General features: G+C 74.1%; 9 protein-coding genes. 6 read left to right on the forward strand and 3 right to left on the reverse strand.

All coding sequences use genetic code 11. The annotated features are described in order from the left end of the window. The first annotated feature begins 66 nt into the window (after positions 1 to 66). The gene (locus I5071_RS43970) at positions 67 to 7,470 is read left to right on the forward strand and encodes a hypothetical protein (protein WP_236519401.1); all 7,404 of its coding nucleotides are present in this window, start codon (positions 67 to 69) and stop codon (positions 7,468 to 7,470) included. Between the two features lie 55 nt (positions 7,471 to 7,525). Here I5071_RS43970 and hrpB read toward each other — a convergent pair whose 3' ends face one another. Continuing rightward, positions 7,526 to 10,081, reverse strand: a complete 2,556-nt coding sequence (gene hrpB / locus I5071_RS43975) for an ATP-dependent helicase HrpB (RefSeq protein ID WP_419249619.1) — start codon at positions 10,079 to 10,081, stop codon at positions 7,526 to 7,528. A 66-nt stretch (positions 10,082 to 10,147) separates the two neighbouring features. On the opposite strand from hrpB, the gene I5071_RS43980 reads away from it, so the two are divergent. The 4 genes from I5071_RS43980 (at position 10,148) to I5071_RS43995 (ending at position 18,921) form a co-directional block, all read left to right on the forward strand. Then, entirely contained in the window at positions 10,148 to 13,462 is a 3,315-nt protein-coding gene (locus I5071_RS43980; protein ID WP_236519403.1) for a MopE-related protein, read from the forward strand. A 49-nt stretch (positions 13,463 to 13,511) separates the two neighbouring features. Beyond that, positions 13,512 to 15,782, forward strand: coding sequence for a membrane dipeptidase (locus tag I5071_RS43985; RefSeq protein ID WP_236519404.1), 2,271 nt, complete (start codon positions 13,512 to 13,514; stop codon positions 15,780 to 15,782). Positions 15,783 to 15,904: 122 nt separating this feature from the next. Continuing rightward, positions 15,905 to 17,215, forward strand: a complete 1,311-nt coding sequence (locus I5071_RS43990) for a DUF1552 domain-containing protein (RefSeq protein WP_236519405.1) — start codon at positions 15,905 to 15,907, stop codon at positions 17,213 to 17,215. Next, entirely contained in the window at positions 17,212 to 18,921 is a 1,710-nt protein-coding gene (locus tag I5071_RS43995) for a DUF1592 domain-containing protein (RefSeq protein WP_236519406.1), read from the forward strand. Before I5071_RS43990 ends, I5071_RS43995 begins: the two co-directional genes overlap by 4 nt. A gap of 138 nt (positions 18,922 to 19,059) precedes the next feature. On the opposite strand, the gene I5071_RS44000 is transcribed toward I5071_RS43995, so the two are convergent. After that, positions 19,060 to 19,560 carry a hypothetical protein gene (locus I5071_RS44000; protein ID WP_236519407.1) on the reverse strand — a complete coding sequence of 167 codons (501 nt, stop codon included), beginning with the start codon at positions 19,558 to 19,560 and terminating at the stop codon, positions 19,060 to 19,062. Positions 19,561 to 19,774: 214 nt separating this feature from the next. Between I5071_RS44000 and I5071_RS44005 the strand changes: the two genes are divergently transcribed. Further along, positions 19,775 to 20,119, forward strand: a complete 345-nt coding sequence (locus I5071_RS44005; RefSeq protein ID WP_236519408.1) for a hypothetical protein — start codon at positions 19,775 to 19,777, stop codon at positions 20,117 to 20,119. Between the two features lie 72 nt (positions 20,120 to 20,191). Here the strand turns inward: I5071_RS44005 and ettA are convergent, their stop codons facing one another. After that, positions 20,192 to 21,865 carry an energy-dependent translational throttle protein EttA gene (gene ettA, locus I5071_RS44010; protein ID WP_236519409.1) on the reverse strand — a complete coding sequence of 558 codons (1,674 nt, stop codon included), beginning with the start codon at positions 21,863 to 21,865 and terminating at the stop codon, positions 20,192 to 20,194. Between the last annotated feature and the right edge of the window lie 93 nt (positions 21,866 to 21,958).

A 21,958-nucleotide genomic window follows, 5' to 3' on the forward strand; every position in this document is an offset into this window, starting at 1 on the left:
GGGTCATTTTCGCCGACGCAATCGGGAGCTTCCCCGACACGCGCGCATCGCGATCGATCGCATCGCGTGGGACCTGCTCGCGTTACCCTCTCGCCGAACGTGAGCACGCTCGCGTCGCGGAGGAAGAACGTGCAGCACGACCGGTCCCGCCTCGTCTCGCTCGCGCTGGTTGCGCTCGCGCTCTCGCTCGCCGGCTGCGGCGCGAGCTACTTCCGGGCGCCGTTCCGGAACGCGGCAGGCGCGCCGTCCGACGACGAGCGCCGGGAGCGTCTCGCGCTCGGCGCGATCGATCCCGACCTCGCGACCGACCCGCCGAGCGAGGTCGCGCGCCTGCGCCGCATCGCCGCGCTCGAGGCGCGCCTCGGCAACCACGGCCTCGCGATCGAGGCGACGCTGCGCGCGCTGCAGGTCGCCCGCGCGAACGCGACGCTCGCGCCGGAGGCCGAGCGCGATCGAGCGCGACGCCTCCACGTCGAGGTGCGCGACGAGGCGCTCGCATACGCCGAGCGCACCGGGAGCCTCGAGCTCGCGCTCGAAGCGGTGGGGCGCGGCGATCCCGGTCGCGCGCGCGACCTGATCGCGCGCCTCGTGTGGGTGCGTGCCGACGCGGGCGGATCGCTCGAGGGGCTGGTGCTCGCCGATCCTCTGGTCCGCGCGCTCGACGATGCGGCGCGACTCGACTTCGAGCGCCTCGGCGCGGAGCTCCCGGGCGAGCCGCTGCCGATCGATCGCATCGCGCGGTTCGGGTCGCGCGCCCTGCCGGCGCTCGCGCGTCGCCTCCGCGAGGCCGCGCGCCGCGACGACGCCGCCCAGGTGCAGGCGCTGGCCCGCGCGATCCGCGAGATCGATCGCTGGGACCCGATGGCCCGCGCGATCGTGCACCTCGCGGAGGCCGGCCATGCCGAGCTCGCCGTCGACGTGGTCGGCAGCGCCGATGCCGCGGGGCACGGGCTCGCCGTGGCCCGGCTCGAGCGTGCCCGCCGGGCGGATCCCGACGACGCGTCGATCGCGATCGGCCTCGCGCTGCACTGCCTCGGGCTGCGCCTGCACGGTGACGCGCTCGAGCTCGCGCGCGACGCGCTCCCGCACGCGCGGAACGACGACGAGCGGAAGACCGCGACGTTGATCGCCGGCCTCGCGTCGACGATCGACGGCGACGGCGGTGCGATCGCGGACTGGGAGCTCGAGCACGATCGCGAGCACCGATCGATCGCGGTCGCGCGCGCGATCGCGCCGCTGCGATCGATGCCCGGCGTGAGCGAGGCGCTCCGCGATCGGGCGCGGTGGGCGGCGCGGACGCTCGTCGCGGCGGGCGTCGCGACGCCGACGCTGGTGCTCGAGGTCGCGCTCGACGGGGACGCTCCGAACGAGCTGCGCGAGCGGGCGATCGACGCGCTGTGGACCGTCGATCGCGGCGCGGCGCGCGTGGCGGCGCAGTGCGCGGCGCAGCGGACCGAGCGCGAGGCGTGCGAGGCGCGGCTCGTGGTGCTGAGCGAGGACGCATGGCGCGGTGGGCTCACGCCGGAGGGCGAGGTCCCGGACCTCGACGAGGCGTCGCTGCCGGCGATCGAGCTCGCGGTCGACGACGCACGGCTCGGGGCGACCGCCGAGTGGATCGAGTCGGCCTCGCGCTCGCGGCTCTCGCTGGCGCCGCGCTGGGTGCGCGCGCGCATCGTGCTCGCGGCGCGACAGGGCGACGTGGGCGGCGCGCGGATGCAGCTCGAGAGCGACGGTGCGCTGCTCACCGGCGCGACGCGGATCGCGCTCGCGGCGTGGCTCGACGATCTCTCCGCGGGTCGCGAGGTCGCGCTCTCGGATCTCGCCGAGGCGCTGGCGCTCGGGCCCGCGCTCACGCGCTTCGGGACCCCGCCGGTCGATGCACCGCGCGTGACCGCGCCTTCGATCACCGGCGACACCGACCGGCTCGTCGCGGCGGATCGCCACCTCGCGTACGACACGTGGCGCGCCGCGGCGCCCGCCGCGCTGCGCGTGCTGCTCGAGCGCGCGGCCGATCACGACGGCGCAGTGATCGCGGGCTGGATGGGCGCGGCGATCGAGCGCGACGCGCGCGAGCGAGGCGCGTCCGCGAGCGAGCTCGCGCAGGTGGCGGAGCGCGCGCAGGCGCTCGCGCCGGGGAGCGCCGTCGCGCTCTTGCTCGATGCCCTGCGCCGCCGCGCCGAGGGCGATCCCGGCGCGGCCCGCGACACGCTGGCCCGCGCGCTCGTGCTCGCACCGACCGCGCCGATGCTGCAGCGGCGATGGATCGAGGCGTGGGGCGAGGCCGAGCCCGATGCGCCGGCGGAGCGGGCGCGCGCGGTGCTCCTCGCGATCGATCCGCTCGGGCTCTCGCCCGCGCTGGTGAGCGAGCAGGCCGCGCAGGTGGCCGACCTCGCCGATCTCTACGGCGCGCCGACGCGCGACGGATACCTCGAGTTCGTGGCGCGTGGTGGGCCGCGCATCGCGCGCGTGCCCGGCGCGTGGGAGGCGATCGAGGCGGCGCTCCGGCACCGCATCGCGCAGGGTCCGGGTGAGGAGGCGCCGAGCGCGAGCGCGATGCTCGCGCTGGTGGAGAGCTCGCCCGCGTCGCCGTCGCGGCGGCGATGGCTGGTGCGTCTGCGCGTGCTGGTCGGTGACGGCGAGGGCGCGCTCGCCGCGGCGGACGCGGGCGCCTCGACGCGCGCGCGGGTGCGCGACGATCGCCCGCTCGCGCCGCACGATCGATTGCGTGCGCTCGCGAGGGCGCGCGGTGCGATCGACGAGCGGCTCGCATGGCGGCTCGTCGCGGCGGACGCGCTCGATCGGCAGGAGCCCGACGTGCTCGCGCGGCTGCGAACGCTCGCGGAGCACCACCCCGAGCTCGACGCGCTGGCGTGCAGCGAGCACGCGCGCCTCCTCGGGCACACTGCTGCGCTCCCGACGTGCCTGCGGGCGTGGCGCCGCGGGCACGATCCCGTCGTCGCGGCGCTGCTCGCCGACGCGGTGACCGAGGTACCGCGCGCGGCGCGCGCTGCGGGGCTCGAGCCCGAGGCGTTCTTCGCGGAGGCGCGCGACGCCATGGGCGACGCGCTGCCCGGGGCCGTGTTGCACCGCGAGGCGGTGTTCCGGGCGCAGCGCGGGGAGCGCGACGAGGCGATCGCCGCCGAGCTCGAGGCCCAGGCGCGCGGATGGCTGCCCGACGGATGGGAGCGCGATCCGACGCGCCGTCCGCCGGCCGGTCTGCTGCTGCGGGCCCAGCGCGCGCGGACCGCGGCCGATCAGTGGCAGGAGCTCGCGGCGCTCGCGCTCGCCGAGGCGCGGGTGCGGGCGGCCAAGCTCTACGCGGACGCGGCGGTGCGCGCGATGGAGGGTGCGCCCGCGGAGCAGCTCGAGAGGGTGTACGAGCTGCGCGATCTCGTCGGATGGGCGGAGCGCGATCTCGCGGACGGGCACCTCGACGCGGCCGGCGTGGACACGTTCGAGCGCGCGCGGCGGAGCGGGTTCGCGGGCGAGGAGATCGCGGCGCTCGCGAGCGAGCATCCCGACTCGGCGCTCGCTGCGTACGGCGCGGCGGTGCGGGCGGTGCGCACGGGCCGGCGCGACGAGGCGCTGCGGCTCGCGGAGGTCGCGCTGCGCGACGTGGCGCGGCCCACGATGATCGCGGCGATCGCGGGCATCGCGGACGAAGAGGGGCTCGTGGCGATGCGCGAGCGGGCGCGGGCCAGCGTGCCCGACGATCCGCGGATCGAGCGCGAGAGCGCGGCGCCCCCGGTGGTGGTCGCGAGCGCTCCGGCGGCGACGCAGGAGCCGGTGCGCGCCGCGAGCGATGGCGACGAGCGATGCCCGCTCGCGCGCGAGCTGCGTGCGGCCGGGTCGGCGGAGGCACGCGACGCGCTGCTGCGGGATGCGTACGTGGCCGCGAGCGATGCGGGTGAGCGCGAGCGAATCCTCGCGTGCGCGGGCACCGCGACGGCGAGCGCCCGTGCGACCACCGAGGAGCCTCGGGTCGCGCGCGCCGCGCCGAGCGAGCGCCCCACCGAGCGCGCGGTGGCCGTCTCCGAGCGAGCTGCCACGGCCGACCCGGACCGCGCCGAGCGCGCGACGTCCGCCGAGCGGACGGCCGAGCCCGCTGCATCACGCGAGACCGTCGCGCCGGTGGAGCCCGCCGAGCGCACTGCGCCCGCCCAGCACGCCGCGGCGGCGGAGCGCCCCGAGCGCACTGCGCCCGCGGAGCGCGCCGAGCCCATCGAGCGCGCCGCGCCCACCCAGCGAGCTGCGTCGGCCGAGAGCACGGCCGCAGCCGAGCGCGCCGCTGCCGCCGCGAGCCAGGAGCTCGTCGAAGAAGCGGCACGCCGGGCCGTCGAGTCGGAGCGCCGGGCCGCCGAGGCCGAGCGTCGTCGCCGCGAGGCCGAGGCGCGCCTCGCGGAGGCCGAGCGCCGGGCTGCCGAGTCGGAGCGCCGCGCGCTCGATGCGCGTCCTCGCCCCGCCGCCGCCGATCCCGACGCGATCGGCGAAGCCGAGCCGGACGAGCGCGCCGCCGACGCTGCACGCCGCCTCGCCGAGGCCGAGCGTCGCGCGCTCGAGGCCGAGGCGCGCGCGGAGCGCGCCGAACGCGCCGCGATGGAGGAAGCGCGCCGCACGGTGATCGCAGCGCGCGCCGCTGCCCAGATCGCCACGGCTCGCCCCGAGGCCGCCCCGCCGCCGCGGGTCGCTGCGGCAGCCGAGCCCCCGCCGCCCGCGACGCCCGACGCCGCGCTCGCTCCCGTTGCGCCGGCGTCGGAGCCGCCGGTCGACGTGATCGCCGTCGCGCCCGCGGCGGTCGCCGCCGTTCCTCCCGCGGACGACGCGGCCGACGCGGGAGTCGCCGCTCCGCCCGTCGTCGCCGAAACCGCTGCTGCCACCGAGCCCGCCGCCGCGCCGCCGACCGCCGAGTCGGGGATCCGCGTGCTCGCTCAGCTTCCCCCGCTGCCACCGCCGCCCGTCGCGTCGAGCGAAGCGCCCCCGACGCCGAGCGCTCCGCCCGTCGCGGTCGTGCCGCCCAGCGATCCGAGCCCCGATCCCGACGCGCGCCAGCGCGCCGCCGCCGCCGAGGTCGCCGCTGCGGAGTCGGAGCGCCGTGCCGTCGAGGACACCGCGCGTCTCGCCGATGCCCAGGAGCGCGCCGCCCTGGCCGAGCAGCGCGCCAGCGCGTCGGGCGAGCTCACCTCGCACGCCGATGCGCAGGCCCTCGCCGCCGAACGCCAGGTGCTCGAGGCCGAGGCGCGCGCGATCGAGGCCGAGCGTCGCGCCGCCGACGCAGCCCACCGCGCCGCGGCCGAAGCGCTCCGCACCGCCGAGCAGACCGAGCGCGTTGCCGAGCCCACGCCCGCGAGCGCCGCATCGCCGGAGCCGCAGCCGCAGCCTTCGGCGCAGCACGGCGGCCTCGGCCTCGCGGCGCTGCTCGACGCCGATCCTCGCGCCCATCGTCGCGGCGTCGCGCTCGCGATGGTCGATCCCGAGGGCGCGCTGCGCGCCGCGCGCGACGTCCTCGCGCGTCCGCCCGCCACCCGCGCGGCCGAGCTCCCCTATGCGAGCGTCCAGGTGCTGGTCGGGCTGCCCCAGGACGCTCGCCGCACGCTCGCCGACGAGCTGATGCAGCGCACCGACGGGCCTCGCCTCCCGCTGATCGCGCTCGCCGCCGAGCGCATCCAGCCCGGCACCGTCGATCCTGCGCTCCTCGGTCGCGCCATCCAGAGCGGTCCCACCGCGCTCGCGATCGAGGCGGTGCGCGCCCACGACCTGCGCGCGCCGGCCGCCGAGCTCGACATGATGCGCTCGCGCCTCGACGCCATGCAGCCCTCGGCCGAGCCGCTCGACGGCGCGCTGGTGGCGGCGCTCGTCCACGCGCTCGCCGCCGCGGGTGATCCCCAGGACCGCTCGCGCCTCGAGCGCGCGCCCTCGCTGGTCGCCGGCGCGCCGGTCCTGCTCGCCGCGATCTCCCGCGACGTCGCGCTCCATCGCGCCGGATCGGCGCGGGGGCGCGTCACCGACCCCGAGGTCGAGCGCGCCCGGCGCGCGCGCCGCCCGAGCGAGCTCTCGACCGCTGCGATCACGCTGCTCGCGAGCGAGCCGCTGCCGCGCGTGCTCACCGGCTCGTACTGGCGCCACGCGCGCATCAGCCAGCCCGCCGGCTTCACCGCGGCGCTGCGCTCGGGCCCGCTCGCACCGATCGCGACTGCGGCCGGCAACGGCAGCGGCGTCGATCTCGAGCGCCCCATCGAGTGCGCGATCGCCGACTCCGGCGAGCGCTCGTGGGTGTGCGTCGCGCACGTGCAGGACGCCGATCGTGTGCGCGCGTCCCTCGCCGAGCCGGCGTCCAGCGCCGCCGCGGCCGCGCGCCTGCCGCTCGACGTCGCGGTCCTCGCGGGCGAGCTCGCCGCGCTCGCGGGCCCGGCGCCGCTGGTCGTGGATGCGCTCCTCGATGCGCCCGGCGCCGGCGGCACCGGCGAGATCGTGATCGCCGAGCGCGCGCGCGCCGAGGTCGATCTCGGAGGCGTGGGCATCGAGCGCTACGCGACCGTCGAGCGGCGCGAGAACGGCGCGACCGACGTCCGTCTCACCCACGTGCTCTTCACCGGCGATCGCGTCGTGCTCTTCGGCGACGAGGAGATCGCGCGCGCCGTGCTCTCGACGCCGCCCCGCGCGAACCGATCGCTCGCCGGCTCGTCGCGCCTGCGCCGGCTCGAACGGAGCTGGACCGCCGGCCCGGTGCTCCAGCTCGCGACGCTCGACTGGCGCAGCGCGCGCGAGCTGCCGCTGACGGCCCGTCGTGACTCGACGCTCGAGGTCCGCCCCGAGGGCGGCGCGCTCGTGGTCACGATGCGCTCGCCGTATCGCGAGCCGCGTCGCGACATCGTGCCGCTCGAGGGCATGCTGCCCGAGGGCGCGATCGCGCGCTTCGCGCTCGCCTCGCACGCCGCGCGCGCGCCGCGGCGCCGTCCGGGCGCGGTGCAGCTGCCCGCGGATCGCGCCGCGCTCGGCCGCCTCGTGCTGCGCGAGACCGAGCAGATCGCGTTCGCGTGGATGCCCGCGGCGGGCGAGGGCGCGTGGGATCGCTGGGTCGCGATCGGAGAAGGCGCGCGGATCGACGGCGCGCTCGCGGGAGCCGGGCTCGCGCGGGGCGACGCGAACGTGCGCGAGATCGGCGGTGGGTTCGCGGCCCGGCGCGGCGCGCGCTGGATCGTCGGAGCCCGCGAGGACGACGTGCGAGCGGCGCTCGCGCGCCCCGAGACCACCGGGGATCGCGCCTCGACGGAGCGCGGCTCGGGCGCGATCGACGGCGATCGGGCCGCGAGCGTGCTCGCCGACATCGCGCGTGGCGTGCCCGAGACCGACGCGCGGCGCGGAGCGCTCGACGAGCTCGCGCGGCGGGTCGGGCGCGCGCACGGCGTCTCGTATCGCGCGCGCGCCGAGGGTCGCGAGCTCGTCGTGGAGCTGCGCGCCGGCGCGCCGTAGGGCCTGTCGAAAAATTCGGCTCGCCCGCCGGCGGGACGAGCACTCCGGCAGGGAGTCACTTCGGCGGGAGCGGCTTGCGCGGATCGTCCGGCCACGCGTGGCGCGGATATCTGCGCATCAGCTCTTTGCGCAGCGTCGGATAATGGCGGTCCCAGAACCCCGCGAGGTCGGTGGTGACCTGCACCGCGCGCTGGTTCGGCGCGAGGAGGTGCAGCACCACCGGCTCGCCCCCGATCCGCGGCCCCTCGAGCCAGCCGAAGAAGTCCTGCATCCGGCTCTCGATCCACGGCGGACGATCGACCTCGTAGTGCACCGCCACCCGCTTGCGCCCCGGCAGCGAGACGTGGTCGGGCGCGAGCCGATCGAGCTTCGACGTCACGTCGTGCCCGAGGTCCGCGAGCAGCAGATCGAAGAGCCCGGCGCCCTTCACCTCGTCGACGCTGCGCCGTCCTTCGCTCGCCTGCTCGAGCACCGACAGCAAACGCGCATCGTCGAGCTCGGGGAGCGAGGGATCGACCTTGCGCGCCAGCGCGAGCCGCAATCGCAGCTGCGCGAGCGCCTCGCGATCGATCAGCCGATCGATCCCCTGCTCCATCAGCGCGCGCGCCAGCACCGCGGCCGCGCCCGGCTCGCCCGCAGCGTCTCCGCGCGACTCGTCGATGGTGAGCCCGAGATAACGCAGCGCCGCGATCTTCTCGATGCGCCGCGTCTTCGGATCGAAGCGCAGCTCGCGCACGTCCTCGATCGCATCGGGCAGCATCTCGAGCAGCCACTCGGCCTCGATCGCGCTCGCGGTGCGCACCTCGATCGCCCCGCGCCGCTCCTCGGCGTCGATCGCGACCATCAGCTCGGGCTCGCGCACCACGCTCGTCTCCGCGAGCCGCGCCGAGCCCCCGCCCGCGAGCACCACCTCGGGCTCCTTCGCGCGCCGTCTCCTCGCGACGCGATCGGGAAACCCCGCGAGCAGCGCGCGCCGCAGGATCGCGTCCTCGTCGAGATCGGCGTGCTCGCTCGGACGGCCCTTCACGCGCTTCAGCGCGCGCACGATCTGCTCGGACGCCCGCGCCGCCGCCATCCCGCCCGCGACGTCGAGCTCGTGCGCGCGCAGCCGCGACGCGCTCACACCCTGCGCCGCGACCGTCTCGAAGAGCTCGAGCCGGTGCACCGCGTCGCTCGTCCCGCTCTCGTGCGCGTGATCGCGATCGCGCGACATCCGCGTGCGCATCGACATCCGCAGATCGCGCTCCGCGAGCAACGCGGCGAGCGTCGCGCCCCGCGCCCCGAGCCCGTGCGCGTCCGCCTCGAGCACCACCCGTCCGAGCCGGGGATGGAGCGGCAGCGCGAGCAGATCGCGCCCCACGCCCGTCAGCGCACCTTCGTGCGTCGTCGCGCCGAGCAGCGAGAGCAGCCGATCCGCGGCCACGATCGCAGCGCGCGGCGGGGCCTCGAAGAACGGGAACTCGAGCACGTCACGCACCCCTCGCGCACGCAGCGCGAGCACGGTGTCGGCGAGATCGACGCGCTGGATCTCGGGCGCGTCGTGGCGCGGCCGCGTGTCGTGATCGTGCTTGGTGTAGAGACGAATCGCGCGCCCGGCGCGGGTGCGCCCCGCGCGTCCCGCGCGCTGCGTCGCGCTCGCCTGACAGATCGGCTCGGTCTCGAGCGTGGGCAGGCCCGACCACGGCGAGTGCCGCGCGACCCGCGCGAGCCCCGAGTCCACCACCGCGACCACTCCGTCGATCGTCAGCGACGTCTCGGCGACATTGGTCGCGAGGATCACCTTGCGGCGCGCCGAGGGACGCACCGCGCGATCCTGCTCCGCGGGCGGCAGATCGCCGTGCAGCGGGAGCACGTCGACGTCGAGCGCGCGCGCACCCTCTTCGAGCGCCTCGGCCGCGCGACGGATCTCCGCCGCGCCGGGCAGGAACACCAGCACGTGCCCCTCGCTCGACTCGCGCAGCGCACGCTTCACCGCGGCCGCGACGCGCCGCTCGAGCGGGCGGTCGTCTGCTCCCTCCGCGTGCTCGATCGTCACCTCGTAGCGGCGCCCGGGCACCCGCACCACCGGCGCGTCGAGGAACGACGCGACGCGCTCCGCCTCGAGCGTCGCGCTCATCGCGACGAGCCGCAGATCGGGCCGCTCCGCGCGCTGCAGCGCGCGCACCATCGCGAGCGCGAGATCGGCGTGCAGCGATCGCTCGTGCAGCTCGTCGAGCACCACGCACGACACGCCGCGCAGCGTCGGATCGGCGACCAGCCGTCGCGTGAGCACGCCCTCGGTCACGAAGCGCACGCGCGTCCTCGCGCTCGACACGTCGTCGAAGCGCACCGTGTACCCGACGCGCCCGCCGACCTCCTCGCCGAGCTCCTCGGCGACGCGCTTGGCCGCCATGCGCGTCGCGATGCGCCGCGGCTCGAGCACCACGATCTCACCAGCGTCCGCGAGCCCGCTCTCGAGCAGCAGCGCACGCGGCACGCGCGTCGTCTTGCCCGCGCCCGGCTCGGCGACGAGCACCAGGTTGCCCGCCCGCGCGGCCGCGGTGATCTCGGGCAGGAAGGGATCGATCGGGAGCGCTTCGATCGGCACGACGAGAGGCCGTATAGCGCGCATCGGGGCCCCCCGTGCGGAGGACGCGGCCCTTCTGTTAGCGTCGGCGCGATGGGGAGGGTGCGTCCGATGACGTCAGCGCGGTCGTGGGTCGTGGTGTCGGTCCTGTCGTTCGTCGCCACGTCGTTCGTCGGATGCCGCGACGAAGATCCACCTGCCGACGCGGGCCCAGACCCGGCTCGCGACGCGAGGGCGCAGTGCACACGCGACCTCGATTGCTCGAACGGCGTGTTCTGCGATGGCGAGGAGCGATGCGTCGTGGGCGCGGTCGACGCCGACGAGCTCGGCTGCGTCGCATCCGCGGCGCCTCGCTGCGAGCCCTCGCAGACCTGCGACGAGGAGGCCGACGCGTGCCTCTCCGACTGCATCGCCACGCCCGATGCCGACGGCGACGGCGTCGACGCGATCGCGTGCGGAGGCACCGACTGCGACGACGCAGATCGAGACCGCGCGCCGACGCTGTCCGAGATCTGCGATCTCGAAGGCCACGACGAGGACTGCGATCCCGAGACCTTCGGCGACACCGACGGCGACGGCGACGGCGCGATCGACGCCTCCTGCTGCAACGGCGCGACCTGCGGCACCGACTGCGACGACGGCGACGCGGCGATCTCGCCCGCGGCCGACGAGATCTGCGGTGAGCACGACGACGACTGCGACGGGCGCGTCGACGAAGGCCTCGGCCGCACCTACTACCCCGACCGCGACGACGACGGATACGGCGACGCGACCGGCGCGCCGCGCACCGCGTGCACCGCGCCCGCGGGCCACGCCGCGATGGCCGGCGACTGCAACGATCTCGAGCCGCGCGTGCATCCGGGCCGCACCGACGTCTGCGACGGCCTCGACAACGACTGCGACGGCACCGTCGACACGCCCGGCGACCGCGTCTACTACCGCGACGCCGATGGCGACGGACGCGGCGATCCGTCGGCGACCACGACCCGCACCGACTGCACGATCCCGAGCGGCTACATCGCGGTCGGCGGCGACTGCGACGACTCCGATCCCGCGATCCACCTCGGCGCCTCGGAGCGCTGCAACCGGCGCGACGACGACTGCAGCGAGGGAGGCGGCGACGCGATCGACGAGGATCGCGACGAAGACGGCCACGCGCCGCTCGCCGCGATGTGCGGCGGCGGCCTTCCGAAGGACGACTGCGACGACTCGGACGCGAGGCGCTCTCCCGAGGCGCTCGAGACCTGCAACGGGCGCGACGACGACTGCGACGGAGCCGTCGACACCGCGCTCGACGTGAGCTGCGGCCCCGGCGCCGAGTGCATCGCGGGCGCGTGCCAGAGCGCGCGTCGCTTCTCGGTCGGGTCCTACCACGCGTGCGTGGTGCGCGGCGGCGAGGTGTACTGCTGGGGCCACAACCAGGAAGGAAAGCTCGGCGACGGCACCACCGCGCGGCGCGTCTCGGCGGTGCGGGTGACCGGGCTGACCGACGTCGTCGAAGTGAGCGCGGGCGGCGAGCACAGCTGCGCGCGCACGACCGACGGCCGGGTCCACTGCTGGGGCGACAACACGGTCGGGCAGCTCGGGACGAGCTCGATGACCGCGTTCTCGGCGACGCCGCTGCTGGTCACCGGCATCCCGCTCGCGGTCGAGGTCACGGCCGGCGGCTACCACACGTGCATCCGCTCGACCGCGAACGAGGTGTGGTGTTGGGGCGAGGGCCGCCAGGGACAGCTCGGCGACGGCACGCGCACGAGCCGCGCGACTCCGGCTCGCGCCACCGCGTTCACCGGCGCTCCGGCGCAGGTCGACACCGGCGACGCCGTGACGTGCATCCGCACCGACGCGGGCGCGCTCCAGTGCGTCGGCGATGCCATTGCTCCCGCCGTCGCGGCCACCGTCACCGGCGCGACCTACGTCGACGTGCGCGCCGGAGGCTGCGCGATCCAAGGCGCGGGCGCGCTCCGCTGCTTCGGGCGCGCAGGCACGCTCGGTGTCGTCGATGCCGCGGCGACCTCGGCGCTGCTGCCGGGCATGACCGACGTCGTCGACGTCGGGCTCAGTGGCTCGCACACGTGCGCGGTCCGGGCGAACGGCACGGTGTGGTGCTGGGGCCAGGGCACCTACGGCCGCCTCGGCGATGGAGGCGTCACCGCGCGGATCACGCCGGTCGCGGTCGCCGGGATCACCGACGCGGTGCGCGTCGGCGCCGGGGCCCGAACCACGTGCATCGAGCGCACGGGCGGTCGTGTGACCTGCTTCGGATCGACGCAGTACGGCCTGCTCGGCGACGGCGCGCCGCTCGCGCCGCTCGAGGTCATCGGGATCACCGATGCGGTCGACGTGGCCGCGGGCCCCGAGCACACGTGCGTGCGTCGCGCCGACGGAACCGTCGCGTGCTTCGGTGCCAACGCCGCCGGACAGCTCGGCGACGGAACCACGACGTCGCGCCTCCTCCCCGTCGCCGTCAGCGGTCTCGCGGGCGTCACGCGCCTCGAGGCGAGCCGCTCGGTCTACGGCACCGACGGCGGCTCGACCTGCGCGACGCGCGCCGCAGCGGGCGGCACCGGGCACGAGCTCGTCTGCTGGGGATCGAGCGGCGAGCACCAGTCGGGCGCGGGCATGCCGTTCTTCACCGCGCCCAACGTGGTGAGCCCGCTCCAGGCGTCGACGCTGGTGACGATCGGCGAGGCGCACGTCGTGATCGCGTCGAGCACCGCCGGCTCGATCTCGGGCCTCGGCAGGAACGACTACGGCCAGCTCGGGCTCGAGCCCAACGCCTACCGCACGACGATGACGTACTCGTTCGACGCGAGCCCGATCGGCGCGGTCTCGTCGCTGAGCGCCGCGAGGTCCACCACCTGCGCGACCCGCGCGAGCGACGGCGCGGTGTATTGCTTCGGCGAAGGACAGCAGCTCTTCGCGGTCCAGACCGAGCCCTACTACTCGTACGTGCCGTTCCGCATCACGGGCATGAGCGGCGTCGAGGTCGTCGGCGGCCAGCTGCACTTCTGCCTGCGCTCGGCGACCGGCTCGGTGCGCTGCTGGGGCCGGAACGAGAGCGGCGAGCGCGGCGACGGAACGCGGCTGAGCGTGACCGCGCCGACGAGCACGCTCGCGATCACCGACGCCGTCCAGCTCGCGGCGGGCAGCTCGCACACCTGCGCGCGTCGCGCGTCGGGCGCGGTCGCGTGCTGGGGCCTCGACAGCTCCGCTCAGGTGAGCGGCGGCGGGCCCGAGCTCGGAACGTGCGGGTGCTCGACCATGCCGCTCGACGTGCCGGGGCTCGCCGACGCGATCGACATCTCCGCGGGCGCCGCGCACACCTGCGCCGTGCGCGCGAACGGACGCGTCGTGTGCTGGGGCTCCAACGAGACCGGTCAGCTCGGCGCGTGGGCGCTGCGCGACGTCACCGGCCTGCCCTGATCGCGGCGCTCGCTCGACACCCGGTCGCGCCTTGCCGTAGCGTGCTCCCGTGAAGCTTTCCAGCCACACGCTGCTCGCGCTCTGCCTCGTCCTCTCGACGTTCGGGTGCGACGAGGCGCCGCCTCACGTCGAGCGTCCACCCGCGCCCGAGCACGACGGAGTCCACTCGTTCGCGAGCGGCTGCTACGCGATGGACGCGACCGAGCCCGGCAGCACCAACACGCGCTGGCTCGTCGCGGCGCCGGGTGGCGAGACGTTCACGTTCTCCGCGACCACGCAGGACGCGGGCGCGCGCTTCACGATGCGCGCCGCCGATCTCGGCACCTATCTGTTCTTCGACGCCGAGCGCCACTACCTCGTCGCCCAGGAAGGCACGCTCGCGCGCACGTCCGAGCTGCTCTCCGACGTGCTGCTGATCGACGACACCTACCAGTCGCCGGCCGAGTGGGATCTCGAGCCCTCCGCCCACGATCCCGATCGCTTCCAGCTCGTGCACCGCGCGAGCGGCCGCTACCTCGGCACCCGCGGCCTGGTCGACGACGAAACGCGCGCCGCGGTGATCGCGCTCTATCCGACCACCGGCTGCGCCGAGTTCCCCGAGCTCACGCTCGACGCCGAGGGCACGATCGATCCGCAGCGCTTCGACGACGGCGCGGTGTACGGCATCGTCGAGACCCACGGTCACCTCTTCAGCAACGCGGGGTTCGGTGGCGGCGGCCAGTACCACGGCGCGCCCTTCCATCGCCTCGGCGTCGAGCACGCGCTGCCGAGCTGCGAGCCCTTCCACGGCATCGACGGCCGTCGCGACCTGATCGGCTTCGCGTTCGCGGGCCTCGGCGATCTCGACGTCGACGCGCTGCTCCCCGCACTGATCACCGGCCAGACCCCCGAGCCGAACCACGCGACCGACGGCTACCCGACCTTCACGGACTGGCCGAATTCCTGGGGCAGCGCGACGCACCAGACGATGTACTACCGCTGGCTCGAGCGCGCGTGGATGGCGGGCCTGCGCCTCTTCGTGCAGCACGCGACGAGCAACTCGGTCCTCTGCGAGTTCATGGCGGGCCTGCCCGGCGCCTCGCCCACTCGCTACTCGTGCAACGACATGGTCGCGACCGAGCGCTCGATCGAAGCGGCGTACGCGCTCGAGCGCTACGTCGACGCGCAGTGGGGCGGTCCGGGCCGCGGCTGGTTCCGCATCGTGACGACGCCCGAGGACGCGCGCCGCGTGATCGACGAGGGCAAGCTCGCGGTGATCCTCGGCATCGAGACGTCGAACCTCTTCGACTGCTTCCTCACGCCGCGCGAGGGCTTCCCCACCTGCGACGAGGCGCACGTGCGCGCGCAGCTCGACCGCTATCACGAGCTCGGCGTCCGCGCGATCTTCCCGGTGCACAAGCTCGACAACGCGTTCTCCGCGGGCGACGGCGATCGACGCGTCGGACAGATCGGCAGCTTCGTGAACAGCGGCCACTGGTCGAGCTTCGTCCTCGACTGCCCCGTCGTGGACTCGGTCTTCGATCACGGCGACGTCGTGTTCGGCGGGCTCAACATGCCGCGCGAGGACTATCTCGCGCCCGCGCCCAACGACATGAGCGGCTTCGCAGACAACCCGATCGGCACGCTCCGGCCCTTCCTCGCCAACCTCCAGGAGCCGCCGCTCGAAGGCGACTACTGCCAGAGCGCGGGCCTCACCGCGCTCGGCGAGACGCTGATCCGCGAGCTCATGCAGCGCGGGATGATCATCGAGGTCGATCACCTCCCGCGCCGCTCGTTCCTGCGCGCGTACGAGCTGCTGATCGAGGCCGACTACCCCGCGGCGGGCACCCACGGCAACACCCACGGCGGCGTGATCTACGAGCTCGGCGGCGTGTCGAAGACCGGGCTCGGTCGCTGCAGCGCGCCCGATCGCCCGGGCGCGATGGGCGATCGACTGCGCGACCGCATCGCGCTCATCCAGGCGCACGGCGGCTATCCCGCCGAGGGCTTCGGGTTCGACCTCAACGGCTTCGCCGGTGGCCCGCGCCCGCGCTTCGGCGAGGACAGCGACTGCGGCACGCCGCAGGCGAACGGAATGGAGTACCCGTTCGAGTCGTACCGCGGCGACGTCACGTTCACCGCGCCCCACCTCGGCGAGCGCGACGTCGACTTCGACACCGAGGGCATGCTCCACATCGGACTGATGCCCGAGCTGATCGAGGACGCGCGCAACGACGGAGTCACCGACGAAGACCTCGAGCCGCTCTTCCGCTCCGCCGAGGGCTACCTGCGCATGTGGGAGCGCGCCGAGGCGAGATCCGCGGAATTGCGAGGAGAATAGCGAGCACACCGAGTGCTCCGCGCGCGGCGCACGGAGCGCTCTACGTTCTTCGCAAGCACGCGATCTTTTTCTCGAAATCGCGTGACCCGAAGCGCGGCGGCCCTCGCTACTGACCGCACGCCATGCTCGCACGCCGCCGCTTTCTCCAGGGTCTCGCGCTCACGGCAGCCGCCGCACCGTTCACCTCGTTCGGACTGCGCGCGCTCGCAGGCCCCGGCGATCCGCCGCTGCGCCTCGTGCTGTGGCCGATGATGAACGGCGCGGACCCCTCGCACTTCTGGCCCTCGTCGGTCGGCGCGACCTCGCTCGTCACCGAGCCGCTCCGCGCGTTCGCCGATCAGATCACGTACGTGCGCGGCCTCAACGTGCAGGGCTCGGACAATCACTTCGCAGTCCGGAGCATCTTCACCGGCGCGCCGGTCCCCGACTACCTCACGGCCGATCCGCGCGTGCGCTCGCTCGACCAGGTGGTCTCGGCGCACGTCGACGCGTCGAGCCCGACGCCGGTGCGCAGCGTCCACCTCGGCGTGCGCCCCGCCGACAGCTACGACTTCTACCAGCTGTACGGGCGCTCCACGCTCTTCTTCACGCCCGACGGCCCGGTCGACTACGAGGCCTCGCCGGTCGCCGCGTACGATCGCCTCTTCGCGGGCGGCCCCGTCGATCCCGGTCCGATGGAGCCGGCGGTCGACGTCGAGGCCGAGGCGCTCGCGATCACCGAGGCCGAGCTCGGCGATCTCGGTGCGCGCGTGAACGGCCTGACCACCGAGCAGGAGAAGATCGCGCAGCACCTCGCGGCGGTGCGCGCGCTCCGCACCACCGGCGAGATGCCGCCTCCGACCACGGTGTCGTGCGAGACCGGCACGCTCGCGAGCGTCGAGCGCCTGCGCAGCGCGCTCCAGGGCAACCCGCGCGAGGCGTACAAGGACGAGCACTTCTCGAACATCTTCGACGCGCAGGTCGACGTGATGGCGCGCGCGATGACGTGCGGCCTCACCCGCGTCGCGACGCTGCAGGCGGGCTCGGCCGACGGCAACGTGCTGGTCCCGGTCAACGGCGGTCAGCCGCACCACAACACGTCGCACGGCGATCAGGCCCTCTTCGCGCGCTGCCAGGCCTGGTACATGGAGAAGCTCGCGCGCTTCCTCACCGCGATCAACGTGCCCGATCCGCTCGATCCGAGCGGCAACACGGTGCTCGCGAACACCTGCGTCGTGGTGATGGCGGAGTGCCTGCCCTCGTCGCACTCGAGCATGGGCGTGCCGACGATGATCATCGGCCGGCTCGGTGGGCGCCTGCGCACCAACGCGATCATCGACGCGGCGGGCGCGACGAACCGGCACGTCCTCAAGTCGATCTGCCGCGCGTTCGGCGTGAGCGACGCGGACAGCGGTCACTTCGGCGGCGACGAGCTCCGGGAGGTGCGGTCGTGAAGCTCGTGCAGGCGATCGTGATCATCGGCGCGCTCGCGATGGCGAGCGTCGGCTGCGTCGGCAACCTCGGCGACGGCGCGGCGGGGCCGAGCGGCAGCGGGCGTCCAGGGGACCCGAACAACCCGGGAAATCCGAACAACCCGCGCCCCAACGAGCCGGTGCCGGCGTGCCCCGACGGCGACGAGCTCGGCCCGCGCGTGCTGCGCAGGCTGACCGCGTCGGAGCTCGAGACGACGATCCGCAACGTGTTCACGCTCGACGCGACCGCGTGGAGCGGCCCGACCACGCCGCCCGACGCGGCGAGCGGCGACGGCTTCACCGGCGACGTCGATCGCCTGCGCGTGAACGAGACCTATGCGTCGCGCCTGCTCGAGACCGGCCGCGCGGTCGCCGACGCCGTGAGCGCGCAGCCGCGCCTCTCGACGCTGCTGCCCTGCGCGACCACCGGCGACGAGGCGTGCGCGCGCAACTTCGTCACGACCTACGCGCGTCGTCTCTTCCACCGGCCGCCGACCGACGCCGAGCTCAACCGCTACCTCGACGCGTACCGCCGGATCACCCCGGCCGCGGGCTTCGCGACGTGGGTGCGCACCGCGACGATCGCGATGGTGCAGTCGCCGCACGTGGTGTGGCGCTCCGAGCTCGGCACGGTGTCGGGCGACGGCACCGCGCACCTCGCGGGCTGGGAGATCGCGACCGAGCTCGCGTACACGTACACCGGCGCGCCGCCCGACGATGCGCTCCTCGCGCGCGCCGAGCGTGGTGAGCTCGACGATCCCGCGATGGTGCGCGAGGTCGCGCGCTCGCTCGTGCTCGACGAGGCGGGCGCGGTGCGCCCCGCGTTCCGCCGCATCGCGCTGCGCTTCTTCGAGCAGTGGGCGGGCCTCGCGGCGCTGCCGAACATCACCAAGGACACCGAGCTCTATCCGGGCTTCACGCCCGCGGTGCGCGACGCGATGCGCCGCGAGCTCGACGCGTACTTCGATCACGTGATCCTCGAGGAGCGCGGCGGCGTCTCGGATCTGCTCACCTCGCCGAGCACCTACGTCGACGCGACGCTCGCGAGCTACTACGGCTTCGGCGCCGCGGGCGGTGGGGACATGATCGAAGCGGAGCGCCCGGACGGCTGGGGCATCGGCCTCCTCGCGCAGGGTGGCTGGCTCAGCGTGCAGGCCAACGCGGAGATCACCTCGCCCACGCGCCGCGGTCACTTCATCCGCGATCGCATCCTCTGCCAGGAGATCCCGCCGCCGCCGCCGACCGTCGGTCCGCTGCCCGAGGTCGACGTCGGCAGCGTCAGCACCCGCGAGCGCTACGAGGTGCTCCACGCGTCGAACGAGTCGTGCAACAGCTGCCACCGCCTGATGGATCCGATCGGCTTCGGCTTCGAGCACCTCGACGCGGCGGGCCGTCGTCGCGAGACGGAAGGGCGCTTCGAGATCGACGACACCGGTCGTCTCACGAACGTGAGCGCGGGTGACATCGAGTTCGAGGGCGCGGAGGAGATCGCGGCGCACCTGGCCGAGCTCCCCGAGGTCGAAGGCTGCATCGCGACGTGGGTCGCCCGCCACGCCTACGCGATCGATCGCCACGACGCCGCGTGCATGGCCGCGAGCGCGCGCCCGCAGCTCGAGCAGGACGGCGGCAGCTTCGTCGACCACTGGATCGCGCTCGCCGGCACCGCCCACTTCACCAGCCGCCGCTGATCACGACTGGCCGCTGACACGCGACGCCGCAGTGCGCGGCGCGACGAGCTCCACGATCCCGCGAGGAGACCTTCGCCTCCTCCCACCCACCATCTCCTCGTGGGCTCGTGGACTTCGTCGCGCCGCGCACTCGTTTCTTCACGCGTCGCACATCGAGAGCGCGGCGATCACGAGCAGCGCCGTGCGCCGCAGCGTCGGCTCGTCCGCACCCTCGACGCGCAGCCCGAGCCCGCTGCTGCCCTCGAAGCGCACCACGCCGTCGTCGATCGTCGCCGCGCCGGTCCCGTCCGCGCGAACCAGTCGATCGCCGGTCACCTCGAAGCGCACCGCGCCGCTCGCGTCGACCACCTGCGCGCCGTCCGCGAGCTGCAGCACGATCGCTTCGCTCGCGGCATCGCGCACCGAGCCGTCGCGCGCGATCACGCGCTCGCAATCGCGTCGATGCAGCCGCCCGTCGGCATCGAGCACCGCGAACGGCTCGCTCGCGCGCTCGTCGACGAGCACCAGCGCGCCGAGCGCGAGCTCGTCCGCCGCACGCTCGTCCTCGCTCGCCACGTGCGCGCGCGCCTCGGTCCATCCCGCGTAGCTCGGCCCGCCGCACCCCGCGAGCGCGACCATCATCCACACTGCGCGTCGCATCAGCACCCCACGCGCTCGGCGGCTCGAGCCGTCCCGCGAAGTCGAGAACGCGAACGGGAATTTCGGCACGTGCATGCGAGTCGATGACGCATCGGCTCGCAACGCTACTCGACCGAGCCAGGTGCCACCACTCGCAGCCGCCTGCCTCGTCTGCTGTGTTCGCCTATATTCGCCCCCGCCGACCGCTCAGCGCGATCGGCGAGGAGTTGGAATCATGAGAACGATGCTCGCGTCCCTCGGCGTGCTCGCGGTGCTGATCGCCGTTCCCCTCGCGGCGTTCGCCGACGCATGGACCACCACAGGGTTGATCACCGACTACCAGGACGGCGGCAACGGCGCCGAGATCATCATTGCCGGATCGACCAACGGAGAAGGCGCGACGTGCGCCAACGGTTCGAGCTACGTCGTCCCGTTCTCGACGCTGACCGACGCGCAGCGCGCGCGCTACAGCCAGGCACTGCTCGCCGCGCATCTCGCGGGACGTCCCGTCAGAGTTCGCGTGTCATCGACCTGCAGCGCGGGCGGCTACCGGCAGTACTACGCCGTGCGCATCGACTGACCGAGTCCGAACGCGCGAAGGCCCGGCGAGCACGCGGCTCGTCGGGCCTTCGTCGCTTCGCACGCCGCGCGATCAGCGCGTGAGCTTGCGGTACTTGATACGGTGCGGGCGGTCCGCCTCGGCGCCGAGGCGCTTCTTCCGATCCGCCTCGTAGTCCTGGTACGTGCCCGTGAACCACACGACGTTCGAGTCGCCCTCGAACGCCAGGATGTGCGTCGCGATGCGGTCGAGGAACCAGCGATCGTGCGACGTGATCAGCGCGACGCCGGGCCACTCGAGCAGCGCGCCCTCGAGCGATCGCAGCGTCTCGACGTCGAGGTCGTTCGTCGGCTCGTCGAGCAGCAGCACGTTGCCGCCCTGCGTGAGCACCTTCGCGAGGTGAACGCGGTTGCGCTCACCACCGCTGAGCGTCTTCACGACCTTCTGCTGATCGCCGCCCTTGAAGTTGAAGAGGCCGACGTAGGCGCGCGACGGGATCTCCGTCTTGCCGACGACGATCTTGTCCTGGCCCTTCGAGATCTCCTTGAAGACCGTGTTGTCGGGCTCCAGCGCGTCGCGCGACTGGTCGACGTACATGAGCTTCACGGTCTCGCCGACCTTGATGTCGCCGCCGTCGGGCTTCATCTGGCCGGTGATCATCCGGAACAGCGTCGTCTTGCCGGCGCCGTTGGGGCCGATGATGCCGACGATCGCGCCCTTCGGGATGAGGAACGAGAGGTTCTCGTAGAGCAGGCGATCACCGAACGACTTGCTGACGTTCTTCGCCTCGATGACGGTGTCGCCCAGGCGCTCGCCCGGCGGGATGAAGATCTCGTTGTCGGTGCGCTTGGCCTTCTGCGCCTCGCTCACCAGCGACTCGTAGGCCTGCAGGCGCGCCTTGCTCTTCGCCTGTCGCGCCTTGGGCGACTGGCGCACCCACTCGAGCTCCTGCGCGATCTTCCGCTTCCGCGCCGAGTCCTGCTTCTCCTCGACCTCGAGGCGCTTCTCCTTCTGCTCGAGCCAACCGGTGTAGTTGCCCTTGAAGGGATAGGCCTCGCCGCGATCGAGCTCGAGGATCCACTCCGCGACGTTGTCGAGGAAGTAGCGGTCGTGGGTGATCGAAACGATCGTGCCCGGGTACTCGTGCAGGTGCGTCTCGAGCCACGCGACCGACTCGGCGTCGAGGTGGTTCGTGGGCTCGTCGAGGAGCAGCAGATCCGGCTTCTGCAGCAGCGTGCGGCAGAGCGCGACGCGTCGCTTCTCACCACCCGAGAGGTGGTTCACGCTCTCCTCGGCCGGCGGCAGACGCAGCGCGTCCATCGCGATCTCGAGCGTCGTGTCGAGGTTCCAGCCGTCGCCCGCGTCGATGAAGTCCTGCAGCTTCGCCTGCTCGTCGAGCAGCTTCTGCATCTCGTCGTCGTCCGAGACCTCGCCGAGCTTCATCGAGATCTCTTCGAACTTCGCGAGCGCGTCGCGCATCGGCTGCACGGCCTCGTGCACGACGTCGATCACGCGGCGATCACGCCCGATGTCCGGCTCCTGCGGGACGAACCCGACCCTCGCGCCGGGGCGGATCCAGGCCTCGCCCGTGAAGTTCTTGTCCTCGCCCGCCATGATGCGGAGGAGCGACGACTTGCCCATGCCGTTCGGGCCGATGACGCCGATCTTCGCGCCCGGGATGAACGACAGGTAGAGGTCCGTGACGATGCGCTTGTCGGGCGGATGGACCTTCGTCACGCCCTTCATGGTGAAGATGTAGTCGGTCATCGCTGAGCCGCGTGATCTCGCATGAAAGTGCCGGAGAGGGAAGGGGCGCGCCGCGCGCCCATCGAGCAGGTCCGCCCCGCCCGGCTGGTCATG

The sequence above is a fragment of the Sandaracinus amylolyticus genome (assembly GCF_021631985.1).
Taxonomy (GTDB): Bacteria; Myxococcota_A; Polyangia; order Polyangiales; family Sandaracinaceae; genus Sandaracinus; species Sandaracinus amylolyticus_A.